Genomic DNA, 17,525 nt, shown 5'->3' with positions numbered 1-17,525 from the left:
TCTGCGGTAGATAGTTATCGCACCGCTCAAGACTGATTTCAAAATACGTCGATCCGCGGACCGGCCGAGCCCACCACCGGCCGCTGGATTGTCTATGCTCTGAGGACCTACTGACAGGCGAGGGACTTATGGCCGATCCAGCCGACAACAAGCCGCCGACCTTCTGGCAAATGCTGCACAGCGTCATGGCGGCGGCATTCGGGGTGCAGAGCGGGAAGAACCGGGCCCGAGATTTCACTCACGGCAAGCCGAGTCATTTCGTGATTCTGGGGATAATGTTCACGGCGGTGTTTGCATTGACGCTGTTTGGCATCGTCAAGCTGGTGCTGCTTCTGGCCGGGGTTTGATCAGACTCAGTGCATCAGGGTTTGCAGGGTGAACGGGTAACGCCAGGACGCGGGACGTCCCTTGGCCGAGAGTTTGTGGAAATCCACGCCAAAGTCCTGCGCGGTGTCCATCGCCAGCAACCGCCTGGCCTGCGTCCGATCGATCAGCTGCAACAACGGAATCTGCCGGTCACGGCCGCCGTACTGGCTGATGTCCACACCTTCATCGTAGTCATGCAATTGCACCAGCGCCCAGCCACCGAGGGTGAAGTGCCCGCCCAGCAAGACACTCAGGCGATGGTCCAGCAGCGCTTGCAACGCAGCGGGTGAATTGTTTATCGCGCCGAACAGCACGCCCTTGCCCGGCACACCTCCCGCTTCGACATACGCCTGCATCACGCCGAACACCATTTCGTCATTTGCAGCCCAGACCAGCGACGTCTGCGGGTAGCGCTTGAACAGCAACCGGGCCTGCTCGCAGGCACGTTGCCGGGTCCAGCCGCCGTACACCAATTGCCGCAAACGCACTTCGGGGTGCTCGGCCAAGGCACGCCGCATGCCCTTCTCGCGAAATTGCGCGGACGGGGTGATCTTCAATCCGGAAAAAGCCAGCAACTCAATGGTCTGGCCGGGGGCTACCGGGCCGTGCTGTCGGATCAACTCCTTGAGCATCAGGTAGCCGCCCTCCTCGTCGTTGGGCACCAGGCTGCCGAGCAAATCGGGATACTTGTCAGGCCGGGCTTCGACCAGCTTCATCTGATCCGGGGTCAGGGCATTGTTGACCATGAACAGCTTTACCCCACTGCCCTTGGCCAGCCGCAGGATTTCGGGGGCGATGTATTGCTCGTTGACGAACACCAGGTAGTCGGGACGATGGTGGCCCTGAAGGGCTTCGCGAGCCTGGCGGAGAGTGTTTTCGGAGACACGGTCGGAATACTGGATGCGCAAGTCCATCCCCAGGTCAGTCGCCGCGGCGTGCATGAACTGCGAATAACTCACCCAAAAAGCCTCGGTGGGGGTTCCCGGATTCAGGAACAGCACTGACGCCGCCTGGGCACAAGGTCCCAAGACCATGCCCAGCGTCAGTAATACGCCACACAGAAACTTCAGCATTGGTCGTCCGAGCCCCCGGAAATTCGCCGCGCATTATAGCCAGCGAACATCCGTAAAACGGCGATTTTTCCGGTTTTTGTCAGACAATCGTCGGAACCGGGCCCGGACGGTGTCGCTTATTGATGACTGACCCAGAATACCGCCGTCCCCACGACCAGAATGATCAGGAACAAAATTGCCCATGCATCAACGGTGCTATCGCTTTTCCGTGCTTTGGTTGGGTTGCTCATTGCATCGCCTCTTGTCGGTTTTATCGGTGATTGCATAAAGACTCGAGCAGAGTAAAGACGACGATTGCCCGCATCACAAACAGGGTCTTTGCATCAACGTTTATCATTAGGCGATTTGGTTCTTTACATATGCTCAAACATCACTTTTACGCATAACTGCAAACTGGTATCGTGCCCCGGCTCCGTAGGGAGTGCGCGGCCGTGCGCGCAGAATTGCCGAGGTTTTATCGGACGCCAGCAAGCCAAAAAAACGCCGCTGTTTCCGACCGGCCCAAGCCTGAGAACAGGACTTATATGTACGTATACGACGAATACGATCAGCGGATCATCGAGGACCGCGTCAAGCAGTTCCGTGATCAGACCCGACGCTATCTGGCAGGCGAGCTGAGCGAAGAAGAATTCCGCCCCCTGCGCCTGCAAAATGGCCTTTATATCCAGCGTTTCGCGCCTATGTTGCGAGTCGCCGTGCCATACGGCCAGCTGACTTCGCGCCAGATGCGAATGATGGCCAAAATTGCCCGTGACTACGACAAGGGCTACGCCCACATCAGTACCCGGCAGAACGTGCAGTTCAACTGGCCGGCCGTGGAAGACATTCCGGACATTCTCGCTGAACTGGCCACCGTGCAGATGCACGCGATCCAGACCAGCGGCAACTGCCTGCGCAACGTCACCACCGACCAGTTTGCCGGTGTCGCCGCCGACGAACTGATCGATCCGCGCCCATGGTGCGAGATCGTGCGCCAGTGGACCACGTTCCACCCGGAATTCGCCTATCTGCCGCGTAAATTCAAGATCGCCGTCAACGGTTCGACTTCCGACCGTGCCGCCATCGAAGTCCATGACATCGGCCTTGAGCCGGTGCACAACGCCGCTGGCGAACTGGGCTTCCGTGTGCTGGTCGGCGGTGGCCTGGGCCGTACGCCGGTGGTGGGCGCATTCATCAATGAATTCCTGCCGTGGCAAGATCTGTTGAGCTACCTCGACGCCATCCTGCGGGTCTACAACCGCTATGGCCGTCGCGACAACAAGTACAAGGCGCGGATCAAGATCCTGGTCAAGGCGCTGACGCCTGAAGTCTTCGCACAGAAAGTCGATGCGGAAATGGAGCACCTGCGCGGTGGCCAGACCACGCTGACCGAAGCCGAAGTGCAGCGCGTCGCCAAGCACTTCGTCGACCCGGACTACAAGGCACTGGACAACCAGAGCGCCGCCCTGGCCGAACTCGACCAGCAGCACCCGGGCTTCGCCCGCTGGCGCGTGCGCAACACCCTGGCCCACAAGAAGCCGGGCTATGTGGCCGTGACCTTGTCCCTGAAGCCGACCGGCGTTGCACCGGGCGACATCACCGACAAACAGCTCGACGCCGTGGCCGACCTGGCCGACCGCTACAGCTTCGGCCAACTGCGAACCTCCCACGAGCAGAACATCATCCTGGCCGACGTCGAGCAGGACAAGCTGTTCGCCATGTGGGGCGAGTTGCGCGAGCAAGGCTTCGCCACGCCGAACATCGGCCTGCTGACCGACATCATCTGCTGCCCGGGCGGCGATTTCTGCTCCCTGGCCAACGCCAAGTCGATCCCGATCGCCGAATCGATCCAGCGTCGTTTCGACGATCTGGACTACCTGTTCGACATCGGCGAACTGGATCTGAACATCTCCGGCTGCATGAACGCCTGTGGTCACCACCACGTCGGCCACATCGGCATCCTGGGGGTGGACAAGAAAGGCGAAGAGTTCTATCAGGTTTCCCTCGGCGGCAGCGCCAGCCGTGACGCCAGCCTGGGCAAGATCCTCGGCCCGTCCTTTGCCCAGGAAGCCATGCCTGACGTGATCGAAAAGCTGATCGACGTGTACATCGAACAACGTACCGAAGACGAACGCTTCATCGACACCTATCAGCGTATTGGTATCGACCTCTTCAAGGAGCGTGTCTATGCAGCGAATCATTAAGAACAACGAGGTCGTCGACGAGACCTGGCACCTGCTGCCCAAGGACTTCAACATCGACGAAATCACCAACTGCGACGACTACATCGTTCCGTTGCAACTGTGGCGCGAACACAGCCGCATGCTCCTGGCCCGCGACGGCGGCCTGGGCATCTGGCTGGACGCCGATGAAGAAGCCGAGGAAATCGGCGAAGACGTGGCTCAGTTCCAGGTCATTGCCCTGAACTTCCCGGCATTCACCGACGGCCGCAACTACTCCAATGCCCGCCTGCTGCGTGACCGTTACGGTTTCAAGGGCGAATTGCGGGCCATTGGCGACGTGCTGCGTGACCAGTTGTTCTACATGCATCGCTGTGGTTTCGACGCGTTCGCCATTCGCGCCGACAAAGACCCGCACGAAGCCCTTGAAGGCCTCAAGGACTTCTCGGTGTCCTATCAGGCCGCTACCGACGAACCGCTACCGCTGTTCCGTCGTCGCTGACCGTCACGCCTTGAACCCCGGCCCGGGGTTCAAGGCGTTTCACCTTCCCGGCTAAAACGGTGGATAGTCGGCCAGCGGCATCGGCCGCCCCATGGCGACCCAATCGCGGTACAGCCGGACTCGATCCTCCAGCACCACGAACAACCGGAACGGATTCTGCGCATCGCCCATCCGCGTTTCGACACACTGTCGCAACCAACCCCACAGCTCTTCTGACGCATCCGCTTCCTGCAGCAAACGCCACACCCGCGCCTGCAGCGACCGATAGCCGACCTGGAAATCCGCGGTCAAACTCAATCCATCCATGACCCGGAGCAACGTACTGCCCGATGGCTTGACGGCCAATCGTTGCCAGATCTGTTGCCGGGCTTCGCGCACGCCTTCATCACCCTCCTGCAACCAGGGTGTCGCACTGCCGTAATCGGTACCCGGCTCGCTCAGCCACAGGTTGATACCGGTGCGTTCGCGATGATCCACCAGGCGCAACAACGTCTCTTCATCCGTCAGCGGATTGCCCCACAGTTTCACCCGGTCCCGGGAGATCGCCTGAATCATTATTGCGTAGGGAACCCGACTGATCCGGTTGCCTCGCAAGTCGAGCGCGGTGAGATACGGCTGATCGGCGACGCCAATCGGGCAATGACTGATCCCGGTGTTTCTCAGGTTCAACACACGCAACTCATTCAGCCCCAATACCACGGGCGGGACAGTCAACGGGTTGTCACTCAGGTCCAGCGTTTGCAAGCTCGGCAGATCACGAAACTGCGAAGCCGTGTTCTCCTGAAGCTGAAGAAAGGTGGAACTCAGGTTGAGCGTTGTGAGTCGAGTCATTTGCCGAACCGGTGCAGGCAATATCCCCTCCAGCACATTGCCTGCATTAAGCCGGCGCAGATCGACTCGTTTCAGGTTCAGGGTGTGCAGATTGGGAAAGCTTTCGAGAAAAGCGCTCAGACTCTCGCGTTCGACAAGGTGCAAGCCCTGCATCGTTAGCTCGACGACGTCATTGAAGCGAACGTTCATTGTCGGCAAGCGATGGAAATCCTCGTACCCCAGGTCCAGCCTGTAGCCGCTGCACACCTCGCCGGACATGACTCGATTGATCCCGGGCGGGCATTTTTGCCAGATGCTCATCAACTCCTCGACCAGTTCATTTCGCACCTCACGCTCGGAATCGATCACGGTTTGCAGCAGTTCGGCATTGTGCGCCGCCACCTGCCGGGGATTCATGCCCGCGGCGGCGTCATCGCCCACAACCAGAAACTCCACATCCATGTCATCGACATCCAGCACGGTCTGGTCGACCCAGTCGCGCAGATCGGCATGCAACTGCCGCACCTCGAGCGTCAGGCGATCCACCAGCGCTTGCGCCCGGGCACCTGCCGTCAGAAGCAACTCGTCCACCTGGGCATCGGTGAACTCCGGATACAGATCCTTGACCTGCATGCGCATGATTTCGTGAGCCAGCGCAGCGCCCTGTGGCGTGTTTGGAAAGCCGCCGCCGCGCAACCCCCTGGCGTCGAAGGGCAACCGCGAATCCATTCGATTCAAGCCGAGTATCAGCTCGGAACGAGACAAGGCGTGCCCGCCAATGCGCAGGCGCAACTGGCTGGCCGCGTCGGGCGCGTTTAGCGCCATCGCCGCGCGTTCCTCCCCGGACAATAGTTCGACCAGCGCCGCAAACAGATCCGTACCTTCACCGTCGGCTGCCGCCACCGTGGCACACCGATAGCGATCACCGGCCTTGATCAAGCGCCGGCAATCCGCCGAATCGAGCGGGCCGCAACGGTCCAGGACCCGGCCACTGATCGACCCGTCGAGCACTTCGATGCGCAATCCTTCCGGCCAACCGGGCAGGCGTTCCAGGGAGTGCAACGCCAGGACATCGGAATCGGGGTGGCTGACCGAACGCAAGTACAACCCCTCATAGGCCCGGTTGAGTCGTACATGCTGCTGATACTCGCGTGCCTTGCTGTCCAGGCGCTTGAACAGTTGCAGCACCTCGTCAGCATCGACGGGCCGATTGATGTCGACCCCTGAACGGTCGAGGATCTGCTCCACCGCACTTTTCGGCAAACCCTTGTATTCGCGCTGAAACAGGCGAATCCAATCCTGGTCCGAGTGCTGGAGCGCCTGATAGCGGGCGTTGAACAATCCGGCCCGCGCTTGCGGATCGGCGACGGCTTCAAGTTCCTGATCGAGCTTGAAGCGAGTGATGGTGTCGGCAAGCGTCGGCGTCAGCGGGCGACCGGTCTGCATCAGGCGCAACATATCGTCGTCGACCGTGCTGATCCGGGCGATCCGTGCCAATACCTCATCACTGAAGGCAGCAAGCGGTGCGCAAACGCCACGCATCAGTTCCACACGTGTCGGCACGGGCACCTCAGACGTACCGGGCACGGGCTCGTCCGGCGCTGCGGGAAGTGGCTCGCTCCCCGGCTCCCCCGACTCGTGCAACGTCCCGGCGATTTTCTCTTCGCCCTTGAGTGCTGCCACCGCCCCGGCCAGCGGGAGCGCATTGAGCAGGCCGAACACTGTACGCGTCACCCCCTCGGAGCGCTGCCCGGGTGTTTTACCGTTGATGGCCTGATCGAGGCCGTAACCGGCGTCGATCAGGCCCGCCAGCACCAGGACGCCCTCTCCTCCCGGAATGAACAATGCCAAAGGTCCCAGCCGGTTGATCCACTGCACAAGCGGCTCCACCACCGCGCTCAGGTTGTCGCGATTGACCTGGGCATCGTTGCGGATGGTTTTGACACTGGCCATGGAAGCCAGCTTCATGGTCAGCACCAGTTGCGCGAACGGATCGGTACCGGTCGGCGCACGCTCAAGGTCGATGTAGTCCTGCGGGTCCCAGAAACCGTCATTGTTGAAGAATCCGGCGTTCTTTGTCAGCCAGTGCTCCTTCGGGTAAACCGCCATGCCCTCCAACGCCGTCGATACGCCCGCATGGAAAGTGCCGTCTTCACGATCGTCCTCGGCAAAATGCGCGACCAGCGCTTGCCGTGTGGCGGCAACCCGGCCTTGGGCCACGATCCATTGGCGCAGATGCGGCAAGTCGGCGAATTCATGCAGGGGTGAGGAGTTGCCGGGAATGTTCAACAAGACCCGACCGCTGCGACGATGGCGGTAACACCAGATATCGTCCGATGTGTAGCGATAGATCGTCAGCCGACCGACTTCGATCGGCGCGCTGATGCGGGTGGGCGCCTGCATCTGATCGATAGTCAACGTACTCCAGGCCTGCTCCGCTGGCAAACCGGCGGCCTGCATGGCCAAGGCCAGGCCCTCCTGACTCAAGCTGCCCTCCTGATGTTGCAGGCAGGCGCTCATGATAAAGGCGGCCCTGGTCGAGGTTCTCAGGTCGAAAGGCGCCGCCTGGAGGATTCGCTTATCGGAGGGCCAGGCACTATCAAGGTAAGCCTGATAGCGGGTTTGCAAATCCAGATCCCATACCCACTGTTTGAACGCCGCCGGCCTCAGGGTAATTTGCGTTGCCGGCCCATACGCCTGAGGCGTGGTCCGGCGATAGATGCCTTCGTAGGTGTGGTGGTTGCCATTGCCGTGGTCGGCGAATTCATCGACATGCTCCACGATACGAATGGACGGACCGACATCGGGCGGTGTGAACAAGTCCAACAGACCTTCGGCAATACGCCCGTCCGCGACGCTCTGGTAGTTCGCCAGCAGCGCCTGCACCAGGGTTTGCGAGTTTGCCACCTGGCCTTGCTCGATACCGTCCTGCGGCGGATGCCCCCGGTAGCGATAATCCAGGGTGACCAACAGGGCGCTTTGCGGGTCGATGTCTTGTCCCCACCTTTCCTGGATCAACTGCGCACCGAACTGCTCGGGAGACTGCGGCAAAGCCGCGCTCACCACAGACTCCAGTGTTTCGCGCAGCGGCAGATGTTCGGCATGAAGCGGTGTCCGATGGTCATTCATGTGCGTTCCATGGCAATTATTCTGGAGCATCAACATAACCAGCAGCCGCGCTGCCGAAAGCAGGAACGGTCGCCTGCTGCCTACAGAGATTTCGCCGGGCCGTGGAGGACATCGGGCAGACATTCGCAGGCTAAAAAAGCGGGACCCAACTCAAACGAACTGACCGGCCAGACAACCAGCGTCGCAATATTGCTTTGAAAATCCTGGTAATATATTCCGCGCAAAGTTGTTTATTTTTCGCGATAGAGTATGAAAACTCAACTACCGCAAAAAGGATTTTGCACGATGTATATCACCGACGAAGCTCGCAACTCCGCTTTCAAAATACTTTGGAATGAAAGAAACTTTAGTTATCTCGCCATTTTATACTGCGATGCCAGCGGTAATATTGTCTATGTCCCCATCAAGACTGACAGCACTCTCATCTATATTGAACACGAAGAATGGCCAAACATTGATCATGTTCGTTTCAAGAGTCTCGAGACTCTGCTTGATGCCCTTAAGTCAAATGGATTTAAACAGGTTCCAGGTAAAATGGACAGTATCGAACTGCCATGGTCTTCATACCCTGATCTACCGACTACATTAAAAGAGCAACTCAATGAACCCGGGATGTTTATACTCGACCACATGTATAGATTCCAGTTTCAGTATGAGCCTTTTGGGCCAGGACCAGTGGCGTTTCCAATACGGGTTGAATACGATAGTGTTTATCCGGTAAATGAAAGCATCGGCACCATGTATAAAACTCGCTTTGCCGACATTGAATCTCTGCTCCAGGCGCTGGCCACTTATGGCGATAATTGCAGGATCCTGGATTGGTATATCAATCGCGGACTAGTCCGGATTCCAAATATAACATGGCAGCTCTGAGCACCGGATAAACACTTTCGCCCTTAAGTTTTTAGTCTCCATAAAAAAGACCTTGAACATTGCCTGCATGGCATCGTTCAAGGTCCTTTAATCGTACATGGTACCAAAGCGGACAATTGCTATTAGCCCATTGAACGCAGAATTACCAGAAGCGTTGCTGGGTCAAACGGCTCCACCAGCTCAGCAGCACGCGATCGACCGAGCCGCTGGCGGCGATGCCGATGCGCTCCTGCAGGCTTTTGCGTTCGGCGTAATGCAAGTGATAGAGCTCGGACTTGCTGGCGCGTTCGGCGAGGTATTCATCGCTGGTCTTGAGTTCGTCGACCAGTTGTTTGTCCAGCGCCGCGACACCGAGCCAGATTTCGCCGGTGGCCACTTCATCGATCGCCAATTGCGGGCGATAGCGCGACACGAAGTTCTTGAACAGTTGATGGGTGATGTCCAGGTCCTGCTGGAACTTCTCCCGGCCCTTCTCGGTGTTTTCGCCAAACACGGTCAGGGTGCGCTTGTATTCACCGGCGGTCAGCACTTCGAAGTCGATGTCGTGCTTTTTCAGCAAGCGGTTGACGTTGGGCAACTGCGCCACCACGCCAATCGAGCCGAGGATCGCGAACGGTGCACTGATGATCTTCTGGCCGATGCACGCCATCATGTAGCCACCACTGGCCGCGACCTTGTCGATGCACACGGTCAAGGGCACGCCAGCCTCACGGATACGCGCCAGTTGCGAGGAGGCCAGGCCGTAGCTGTGAACCATGCCACCGCCACTTTCCAGGCGCAGCACCACTTCGTCCTTCGGTGTGGCCAGGGTCAGCAAGGCAGTGATTTCGTGGCGCAGGCTTTCGGTGGCCGAAGCCTTGATATCGCCATTGAAATCCAGCACGAACACCCGGGGCTTGGCCTCGGGCTTTTTCTTCTGTTTCTTGTCGGTTTTAGCCTGGGTCTTGCGCAGGGCCTTGAGCTGGTCCTTGTCGAGCAAGGTCTGCTCCAGGCGCTCACGCAGCCCTTTGTAGAAGTCATTGAGCTTGCTGACCTGCAACTGGCCCGACGACTTGCGCCGCCCCTTGCTGCGCAAGGCCGCGAAACTGGCCAGGACCACCAGAATGGCGATCACCAGGGTCACGGTCTTGGCCAGAAAAATGGCGTACTCGGAAAAAAACTCCACAGGGACTCCTCAAACGATGCGCGGCTTGAACGCGCGCGGGATACCTCCAGCATACCCATGCGCCGACCTTGCGACCAGTCGTGAAACCTCTGGCAACAGGCGTGTAACGAGCATTTCAAACAAGCGTATGTTTTTTCATTGACAGCACACCGCCATCCTCATAACCTCGCCAAACCTTCAACGTACCGGGAAGACGCGGACGTGGGCAGCATCTATTTGATTCGACATGGCCAGGCCTCCTTCGGTGCGGACGACTACGACGTGCTGTCGCCGACCGGCATTCGTCAGGCTGAAATCCTTGGCCGCCACCTGGCCGAACTGGGGATCAGCTTCGACCGCTGCCTGGCGGGCGACCTGCGCCGCCAGCAGCACACGGCCAACAGCGCGCTGGAGCAATTCACCGCGGCGGGCCTGTCGGTGCCGCTGCTGGAAACCGACTCCGCCTTCAACGAGTTCGACGCCGATGCGGTGATCCGCGCGCTGTTGCCGGCCATGCTGCCGGACGAACCCGAAGCCCTGGACATCCTGCGCAACGCTACGCAAAACCGCGCTGAGTTCCAGCGTATCTTCGCCCTGATCATCGAGCGCTGGCTGGCCGGCACCTACGACACACCGGGCCTGGAAAGCTGGCTGGGGTTTGTCGAACGGGTGCAGGCCGGCTTGCATCGCATCCTCGACCAGGCCGACAACACCCAGAAAATCGCCGTGTTCACCTCCGGCGGCACCATCACTGCCCTGCTCCACCTGATTACGCAAATGCCTGCCCGGCAGGCCTTTGAGTTGAACTGGCAAATCGTCAACACCTCGCTCAACCAGCTTAAGTTTCGTGGTCGCGAGGTGTCCCTGGCTTCCTTCAACAGTCATGCGCACCTGCAACTGTTGAAGGCCCCGGAACTCATCACGTTTCGCTGAGTCCGGACTATTGTGACCCTGGCTGTAATCACCCAGCTCTTATTACCCAAGAAAGGATCGAACCATGACCTCCGTAGCTGATGCCGTACAAGCAATGAAAGCCAAGTTCAACCCAGCCGCTGCTGCCGGTCTGGACCTGGTCTTCGGTTTCCGCATCGACGACACCAAGAACTTCTCGCTGATCGTCAAGGACAGCACCTGCGAACTGCAGGAAGGCGAGAACCCGGACGCACAAGTTACCCTGGTGATGGACGGCGAAACCCTGCAAGGCATCGTCGACGGTTCGACTGACGGCATGCAAGCGTTCATGGGCGGCAAACTGCGCGCTGAAGGCGACATGATGCTGGCGATGAAACTGTCCGAACTGTTCCCGTCGTAAGCACCTGGCTCCCGAACTTCGGGAGTGTGCCTGCTGCAAACGAATCCCGCCCTTAGTGGCGGGATTCGTCGTTTTTGCCTGCCCGCCGCTGAACCTTGTGGCAAGGGGGCATACAATGCCTGAACTTCCCACACCGGCCACCCCATGGACATCGACCTCGCCCGCACCTTCCTCGAAATCGTCCGCCATGGCAGCCTGGCTGCCGCCGCGGAAAAACTCCATGTCACCCAGACCGCGATCACCGCGCGGGTGCAAAAACTCGAGAGCCAGTTGGGCAGCACCCTGTTCGTGCGCAACCGTGCCGGCGCCCGCCTGACGCCCAACGGCGAAGCGTTCGTGGTGTATGCCAATCAACTGGTGCAAACCTGGGAAGCCGCGCGGCGTGATTTGCCGTTGCCCGAGGGTTTTCACGATGTGCTGCACATCGGTGGCGAGGTGAGCCTGTGCAATCCGCTGATGCTCGGCTGGGCCGGTGAAATCCGCAAGAACATCCCCAGCCATGCCCTGCGCATGGAAATCCGTGACGGCGAAAACCTGCTGCGGCAACTGGAGTTGGGCGTTCTGGATGCCGCGCTGGTGTATCAGCCCGAGTATTGGCCGCGTTTGCAGGTCGAGCAGGTTCTCGAAGAAAAACTGATTCTCGTGCGCCAGGTCGACAAGCCCGATCCTTATGTGTACATCGATTGGGGCGCTGATTTCCGGCGCCAGCACGACGCCGCGCTGCCGGAAAAAGCCAAGGCCGCGCTGAGTTTCAATCTCGGCCCGCTGGGCTTGCAGTACCTTCTCGAAAACGGCGGCAGTGGCTACTTCCGCACCCGCGTCGTGCAGAGCTATCTGCAAAGCGACGCCCTGGAACGGGTGCCCAAGGCACCGGAATTCAACTACCCGACCTATCTGGTCTACTCGCGCGATCGTGACTCGCCGACGCTGCAACGCGCCTTCGACCTGCTGCGCAAGGTCATCGATTCCGACGAAGACTGGTCGCAGCGCTGGGATCCGCTGACCTGAGACCGGTTTGCACCGGATCATGGCCGTTGTGTCATCAAGGTTCGCTCCGTCAAATCACCGGGATCGGCTAATCTGAAAGAGATAACAAAAACGACTGGTGATTGCAGTGAGGCAGACCACCGAAGGATTCCGCAGCCGTTACCGCGCCGACATTCATCCGCTCTACAATCCCTGGCTGCACGGCGCGTTTGTCCTGGTGTTCGGGGCAGTAGCGATCAGCGCTTTCTGGAGCAACGTACATCAGGTGCGGCCAGCGGAATGGCTGGCGGTACCCGTCACGCTACTGTTGTTCAACCTCGGCGTGTACATGGTGCATCGCCACCTGGGGCATCATAAAAAGAGCTTCGCCCGGCTGTTTTATGCCCGTCACGCAGTCGACCACCACAGCTTTTTCACCCCCGGCCACATGACCTACGACAGCGCCCGCGACTGGCGAGTGATCCTGTTTCCGGCGTGGCTGATCGTGCTGCACACCCTCGCCTTCGCCCTGCCCCTCTGGTGGCTGCTCAAGCACATCAACACCAACGTCGCCGGATTGGTCGGCGGCCTTCTTGTCCTCGGTTACCTGGTTTACGAAGTGTTCCATGCCTGCGAGCACCTGCCGTCGCGCAACCTGGTCACACGATTGCCGTGGATCCGCCAGATGCGCCGGTTGCACGAACTGCATCACCGCCGCGAATTGATGCAGGAGCGTAATTTCAACATCGTTTTCCCGCTGATGGACTACCTGTTCGGCACCCTCTATTGGGAGCCGGAACCTGAGCCGCTCAACCCGACGAGAACGCCCATGACCCGCATGCAACATCAGATTGTCATTGCCGGAACCCCGGTCCAGGTACTTGCCTACGCCAGTACCGTGACCCTTTGGCCGCAATGGCATCCGTCGTCGCTGCGCATCGATGGGCCACAAGGTCCGTTGCACGCCGGTGCACGTTTCGAGGAAGACATCCGTGCCGGCGGGCGCGACGGACACTTGCGCTGGGAGGTAGCGGAATACCTGCCCGGGCGGCGCTGGAGCGCCGAGGCCCGGGGTGATCACGGCCTGTCGCTGGTGGTGACCTATGAATGCGATGCCACAGGCGAGGACACCCGCTTCGTCCGCACCCTGGAGTATCAGTTCAGCGGCCTGGCGATGCGCATTGCCAACCGGTTGCTGCTCAAGCGACGCATCGATGGGGAATCGGCGGCGTCGATGCTGGCATTGCGCGACATGGCGCAGAAGTATCTGGCGGCGACGGGGGTCGGCGCGTGAGCAGAACCTTCAAATGCCTGCTGCTTGCCATCATCGTCATCGGCGCCTTCCTGCTGCTGATGCCGACCAAGGTGCGACCAGTGGCCTGGACGCCACAACCTGCACCGTCTCTCACCAGCGGAATCTACGCCGACAACCAGCGGCTCAAGGACGTGGAACGCGTGGGTGCCGCCAACATCGATGGACCGGAAGCCTTGTTGCTGGAAAACGACGCGCTCATCACCGGCCTGCACGACGGTCGCCTGATCCGCACGAGCCTGGACGGCAACAACACCAAGATCCTGGCCGATACCGGTGGCCGACCACTGGGCCTGGCCCGGCATCCCAATGGTCTGCTGGTGATCGCCGACGCCGTCAAAGGTCTGTTGTCCCTCGACGCCCAGGGACGCCTGGTGGCCTTGACCACAGAAGCCGACGGCGTTCCCTTCAGTTTTATCGACGATGTGGCCATCGACAAACCCGGTCACTATGCTTACTTCAGCGATGCTTCGAGCCACTTCGGCTATGGCCACGACGGTGAGGCCGTGATCGAACACGGCGGCGACGGTCGACTGCTGCGCTACGATTTCCAGACCGGCAAGACGGCGGTTGTGCTGGATAAGCTGGAATTTGCCAACGGCGTGACCCTGGGTCCGGACGATGCCTATGTACTGGTCAATGAAACCGGTGCCTACCGCATCAGCCGTTATTGGCTCACCGGTCCGAAAGCCGGCACCCATGACCTGTTCATCGACAATCTGCCGGGGCTGCCGGACAACCTGTCGTTCAATGGCCGCGACCGCTTCTGGGTAGCCCTGTATGCCCCCCGAAACCCCTTGCTCGACGCCACGGCACCGCATCCGTTGGTACGCAAGATGATCGTGCGAGCCATGACCGTATTGCCCAAGCCCGTGGAAAAACGCGGATTTGCCCTGGGCCTGGACCTTGAGGGCAAAGTGATCGCCAACCTGCAGGATGGCAGCAAAAACAACTACTCCCCCATCACCACGGTGCGCGAATATGGGGACTGGTTGTATTTCGGTTCGCTGAAAGCCCGGAACATGGTGCGATTGCCGTTAAGCAAGGCATTGCAATGAGCAAGCGCCCTGTCTGAACTCACCCAGGACCCATTGTGGGAGCGAGCTTGCTCGCGATGGCGGACGGGCAGTCACCAGTGGTGTTGACTGTGCTGACGTCTTCGCGAGCAAGCCCGCTCCCACATGGGACAGCGTTCAGTTCATCGGGATATTCGGGCTGGGTCATGAGGCACCTCGTTGAGAGCCATAACATCGGTCTCTGGGCATTCGAGGTGCCATTTTTTTTGTGCCATTTCAACTGTTCAGCCACCGGTCGTCGGTGGCAGGCTGGTGGGTCAGGACGACGCGCCAAGTTGCTTGACGATCTTGTCCTTGACCAGCAGACGTGTCTCCTTGAGCTTCCTTACGGTGTCATCGTTGGACTTGGCCTCCTCTGCTTTCACCACTTCGGCATCCGCCTGGGAATACTTGTTAAGCAGTGAATCCAGTAACGGATCCTTGGTGCGTTTCTGCTGGATTTCTTCCTTTGAGCGTTTCAGATCCTGATAAAGGTCATGGGGCACCGGCATGGAACACCTCCGTTAGTTGATCGGCAGCGAAACGCGATCAATTGCGTTCACCAACTATCAGAATGGCCTCGGTTTGCCCGTTCTGTCGACCACCTGTCAGACCAGCGGTGTCCGTTCGTCGTCCGGTCCCACAGGCGCTAAAACCTTTGTCTGCTCAAGCGGTTTCAGCCGTTGAGCACCATGCGCACCATTTGCCTGAGCGCTTCAGGATTGTAGGGTTTGCTCAACAGGTGGGTGTCGGGGCTGAGCTGGTGGTTGCGCGAGATGATGTCGCGGGTATGCCCTGAGGTGAACAACACGGCCACCTGTGGTTCCTGCACTTTCGCCCAGGCCGCCAGATCCGAACTCTTGATCAGGCCGGGCATGACCACGTCGGTAAATATCAGGTCCACCGCCAGCCCTTCCAGCAACATTTGCATGGCGACGTCACCGTTGGTGGCCGTAAGGACCTGATAGCCCTCTTCTCGCAACAACTCCACCGCCGCTACCCGCACGGCCTCATTGTCCTCCACCACCAGGATGCGCTCGTGCCCGCCCCGTTGCGGCACATCAGCGCCCGGCGTTTCGCTGGGTGCCGCGCGCAAGGTGCGCGGGAAGTACAACTGCACCCGGGTCCCCCGCCCCACTTCACTGGCGATTTCGATATGACCGCCACTCTGCTTGACGAAGCCAAACACCATGCTCAGGCCCAGGCCGGTACCCTGCCCGTCGGCCTTTGTGGTGAAGAACGGCTCGAACGCCTGGGCCAGTACCTGTGGCGGCATGCCGACACCGGTATCCGTCACGGACACCCGCACATAGTCCCCGGGGGCAATGCCCTTTGCGGCACAAAACTTGCGATCGAGGACGATGTTTTCCGCGCACAGGTCAATCCTGCCCTCGCCTTGAAGGGCGTCACGGGCATTGATCGCCAGATTGAGAATGGCGTTTTCCAGTTGATTGCGATCGACGAACACATTCCACGAGTCTTCGGGTGCCGTCATGTGAACCTGAAGGGTTTCACCCAGGGCACGCAGCAGCAGCTCCGCCAGGCCATCGAAAATCTGCCGCAATGTGAAGACCGCGGGCGACAACGGTTGGCGACGGGCGAATGCTAGCAATTGCGAGGACAGCTTGGCACCGCGCTCGACGGCAGCGATCGACGCCGAGACCCGGCGTTGCACATTGGCGTTACCCGGCTCATGGCGTGCCAGCAGGTGCAGGTTGCCGGCGATCACTTGCAACAGGTTGTTGAAGTCATGGGCCACACCGCCGGTGAGGCCACCGATGGCTTCGAGTTTCTGTGACTGGCGCAGTTGTTCCTCCGCCGCCAGCCGCGCCTCGACCTCATCGGCCACCCGCTGCTCCAGGTTGCGGGTGAACTTGAGCAGGGACTCTTCGGCATTCTTGCGTTCGTGGATATCGATCAGCACGCCGGGGAAGCGAAACGCCTCGCCCTGCTCATTGAACTCGCAACAACCACTGGCGAGTACCCAAAGGTAGCTGCCATCCGGGCGCTGGATCCGGTATTCGACGTTATAGGGTTCGCCCGTCTCAACCGATAGTGTGACTCGTTCCTGGACCCAACTGCGGTCGTCCGGATGGATCCGGCTTTCAGCGATTTCCCGGGACAGGTTTTGCAGGTCTTGCCCGGGCGGATAAGAGAACGCGCGAGCGAAGCGCTCATCACCCGTCAGTACGTTGGCCTTGATGTCCCAGACAAAGGAACCGAGCAAGGCGCCAGCGTTGAGCGCCAGGCGTACCCGTTCGTTGTCGGCGCGGTAGGCGTCTTCAGCCACTTGTCGCCGTTGCTCGGAGATCACCCGCTCCGTGGTTTCCACCACCATGGACATGACCCCGGCCGGGCGCCCGTCATCGTCAGCCACCGGGCTGTAGTAGAGGTCCATCCAGACATCTTCCGGAACCCCGTCACGCAGCAGCACCAGCTCTTTGTTGCGATAGGACAAGGTGCCGCCCGCCAGGCAGGTGTCGACCACGTGGCGATTGAATTCGGCGACTTCCGGCCAACCCAGCTCTACAGCGGAACCGAGCAGATACGGATGACGCCCACCGGCAAACTTGGAGTAAGCGTCGTTATAGATCATGTAGCCGGACTGGCCCCAGAGCATCACCATCGGCAGCGGGGACGCGAGCATCAACTGCACCGCGCTGCTCAGGCTCCTGGACCATGAATCGAGCGGGCCAAGTTCGGTCGGGCTCCAGTCGAACGCACGAATGCGCCCGGCCATTTCGCCGTTCCACCCGGAGCACCCGTGGCTTTCCTCTAGAAACTGCATCGGCTGGCTCTATCCCGGTAAGTTGCACCCGTTTGT

The 17,525-nt window shown here is 59.7% G+C and carries 14 protein-coding genes; 9 read left to right on the top strand and 5 right to left on the bottom strand.

Features of this window, described 5'->3' with window-relative positions:
* Nucleotides 1-128 precede the first annotated feature (128 nt).
* Nucleotides 129-347 (top strand): DUF2970 domain-containing protein, encoded by a 219-nt coding sequence (locus ACMDB8_RS11900; RefSeq protein ID WP_056724401.1) that lies wholly within the window; start codon nucleotides 129-131, stop codon nucleotides 345-347.
* A 6-nt stretch (nucleotides 348-353) separates the two neighbouring features.
* Here the strand turns inward: ACMDB8_RS11900 and ACMDB8_RS11895 are convergent, their stop codons facing one another.
* On the bottom strand, nucleotides 354-1,439 hold the full coding sequence (locus ACMDB8_RS11895; protein ID WP_056724399.1) for an ABC transporter substrate-binding protein: 1,086 nt from the start codon (nucleotides 1,437-1,439) through the stop codon (nucleotides 354-356).
* Between the two features lie 524 nt (nucleotides 1,440-1,963).
* Here ACMDB8_RS11895 and ACMDB8_RS11890 point away from each other — a divergent pair.
* Complete coding sequence (locus ACMDB8_RS11890; protein ID WP_056724397.1) at nucleotides 1,964-3,622, top strand: nitrite/sulfite reductase; 1,659 nt, start codon at nucleotides 1,964-1,966, stop codon at nucleotides 3,620-3,622.
* Nucleotides 3,606-4,100 carry a DUF934 domain-containing protein gene (locus tag ACMDB8_RS11885; RefSeq protein ID WP_056724395.1) on the top strand — a complete coding sequence of 165 codons (495 nt, stop codon included), beginning with the start codon at nucleotides 3,606-3,608 and terminating at the stop codon, nucleotides 4,098-4,100. The genes ACMDB8_RS11890 and ACMDB8_RS11885 overlap by 17 nt, the downstream gene beginning before the upstream one ends.
* 51 nt (nucleotides 4,101-4,151) lie before the next feature.
* On the opposite strand, the gene ACMDB8_RS11880 is transcribed toward ACMDB8_RS11885, so the two are convergent.
* Nucleotides 4,152-8,039, bottom strand: coding sequence for a dermonecrotic toxin domain-containing protein (locus tag ACMDB8_RS11880; protein ID WP_409078977.1), 3,888 nt, complete (start codon nucleotides 8,037-8,039; stop codon nucleotides 4,152-4,154).
* 285 nt (nucleotides 8,040-8,324) lie between these two features.
* Here ACMDB8_RS11880 and ACMDB8_RS11875 point away from each other — a divergent pair, with 285 nt between their 5' ends.
* Nucleotides 8,325-8,912, top strand: a complete 588-nt coding sequence (locus tag ACMDB8_RS11875; protein ID WP_223542781.1) for a hypothetical protein — start codon at nucleotides 8,325-8,327, stop codon at nucleotides 8,910-8,912.
* A gap of 142 nt (nucleotides 8,913-9,054) precedes the next feature.
* Here ACMDB8_RS11875 and sohB read toward each other — a convergent pair whose 3' ends face one another.
* Nucleotides 9,055-10,077 (bottom strand): protease SohB, encoded by a 1,023-nt coding sequence (gene sohB / locus ACMDB8_RS11870; protein ID WP_056724390.1) that lies wholly within the window; start codon nucleotides 10,075-10,077, stop codon nucleotides 9,055-9,057.
* Nucleotides 10,078-10,278: 201 nt separating this feature from the next.
* Here sohB and ACMDB8_RS11865 point away from each other — a divergent pair, with 201 nt between their 5' ends.
* From ACMDB8_RS11865 to ACMDB8_RS11845, 5 genes are all read left to right on the top strand, one after another.
* Nucleotides 10,279-10,989, top strand: coding sequence for a histidine phosphatase family protein (locus tag ACMDB8_RS11865; RefSeq protein WP_223542782.1), 711 nt, complete (start codon nucleotides 10,279-10,281; stop codon nucleotides 10,987-10,989).
* 64 nt (nucleotides 10,990-11,053) lie between these two features.
* Nucleotides 11,054-11,368 (top strand): SCP2 sterol-binding domain-containing protein, encoded by a 315-nt coding sequence (locus ACMDB8_RS11860; protein ID WP_007946492.1) that lies wholly within the window; start codon nucleotides 11,054-11,056, stop codon nucleotides 11,366-11,368.
* 144 nt (nucleotides 11,369-11,512) lie between these two features.
* Nucleotides 11,513-12,376, top strand: coding sequence for a LysR family transcriptional regulator (locus tag ACMDB8_RS11855; protein WP_223542783.1), 864 nt, complete (start codon nucleotides 11,513-11,515; stop codon nucleotides 12,374-12,376).
* A 106-nt stretch (nucleotides 12,377-12,482) separates the two neighbouring features.
* Complete coding sequence (locus ACMDB8_RS11850; protein ID WP_056725091.1) at nucleotides 12,483-13,628, top strand: sterol desaturase/SRPBCC family protein; 1,146 nt, start codon at nucleotides 12,483-12,485, stop codon at nucleotides 13,626-13,628.
* Complete coding sequence (locus ACMDB8_RS11845; RefSeq protein WP_056724384.1) at nucleotides 13,625-14,704, top strand: SMP-30/gluconolactonase/LRE family protein; 1,080 nt, start codon at nucleotides 13,625-13,627, stop codon at nucleotides 14,702-14,704. Before ACMDB8_RS11850 ends, ACMDB8_RS11845 begins: the two co-directional genes overlap by 4 nt.
* A 275-nt stretch (nucleotides 14,705-14,979) precedes the next feature.
* Here ACMDB8_RS11845 and ACMDB8_RS11840 read toward each other — a convergent pair whose 3' ends face one another.
* Both ACMDB8_RS11840 and ACMDB8_RS11835 read right to left on the bottom strand, forming a co-directional pair.
* Nucleotides 14,980-15,213, bottom strand: coding sequence for a DUF465 domain-containing protein (locus ACMDB8_RS11840; protein WP_008050666.1), 234 nt, complete (start codon nucleotides 15,211-15,213; stop codon nucleotides 14,980-14,982).
* Between the two features lie 164 nt (nucleotides 15,214-15,377).
* Nucleotides 15,378-17,489: a hybrid sensor histidine kinase/response regulator gene (locus ACMDB8_RS11835; RefSeq protein ID WP_223542784.1), complete on the bottom strand. Its 2,112-nt coding sequence runs from the start codon at nucleotides 17,487-17,489 to the stop codon at nucleotides 15,378-15,380.
* Nucleotides 17,490-17,525: the final 36 nt, after the last annotated feature.

The organism is Pseudomonas monachiensis (assembly GCF_047345015.1).
Classification (GTDB): Bacteria; Pseudomonadota; Gammaproteobacteria; order Pseudomonadales; family Pseudomonadaceae; genus Aquipseudomonas; species Aquipseudomonas monachiensis.
The sequence above is the reverse complement of the archived record's forward strand: the minus strand, read 5'-3'. Positions and strand labels throughout refer to the sequence as shown.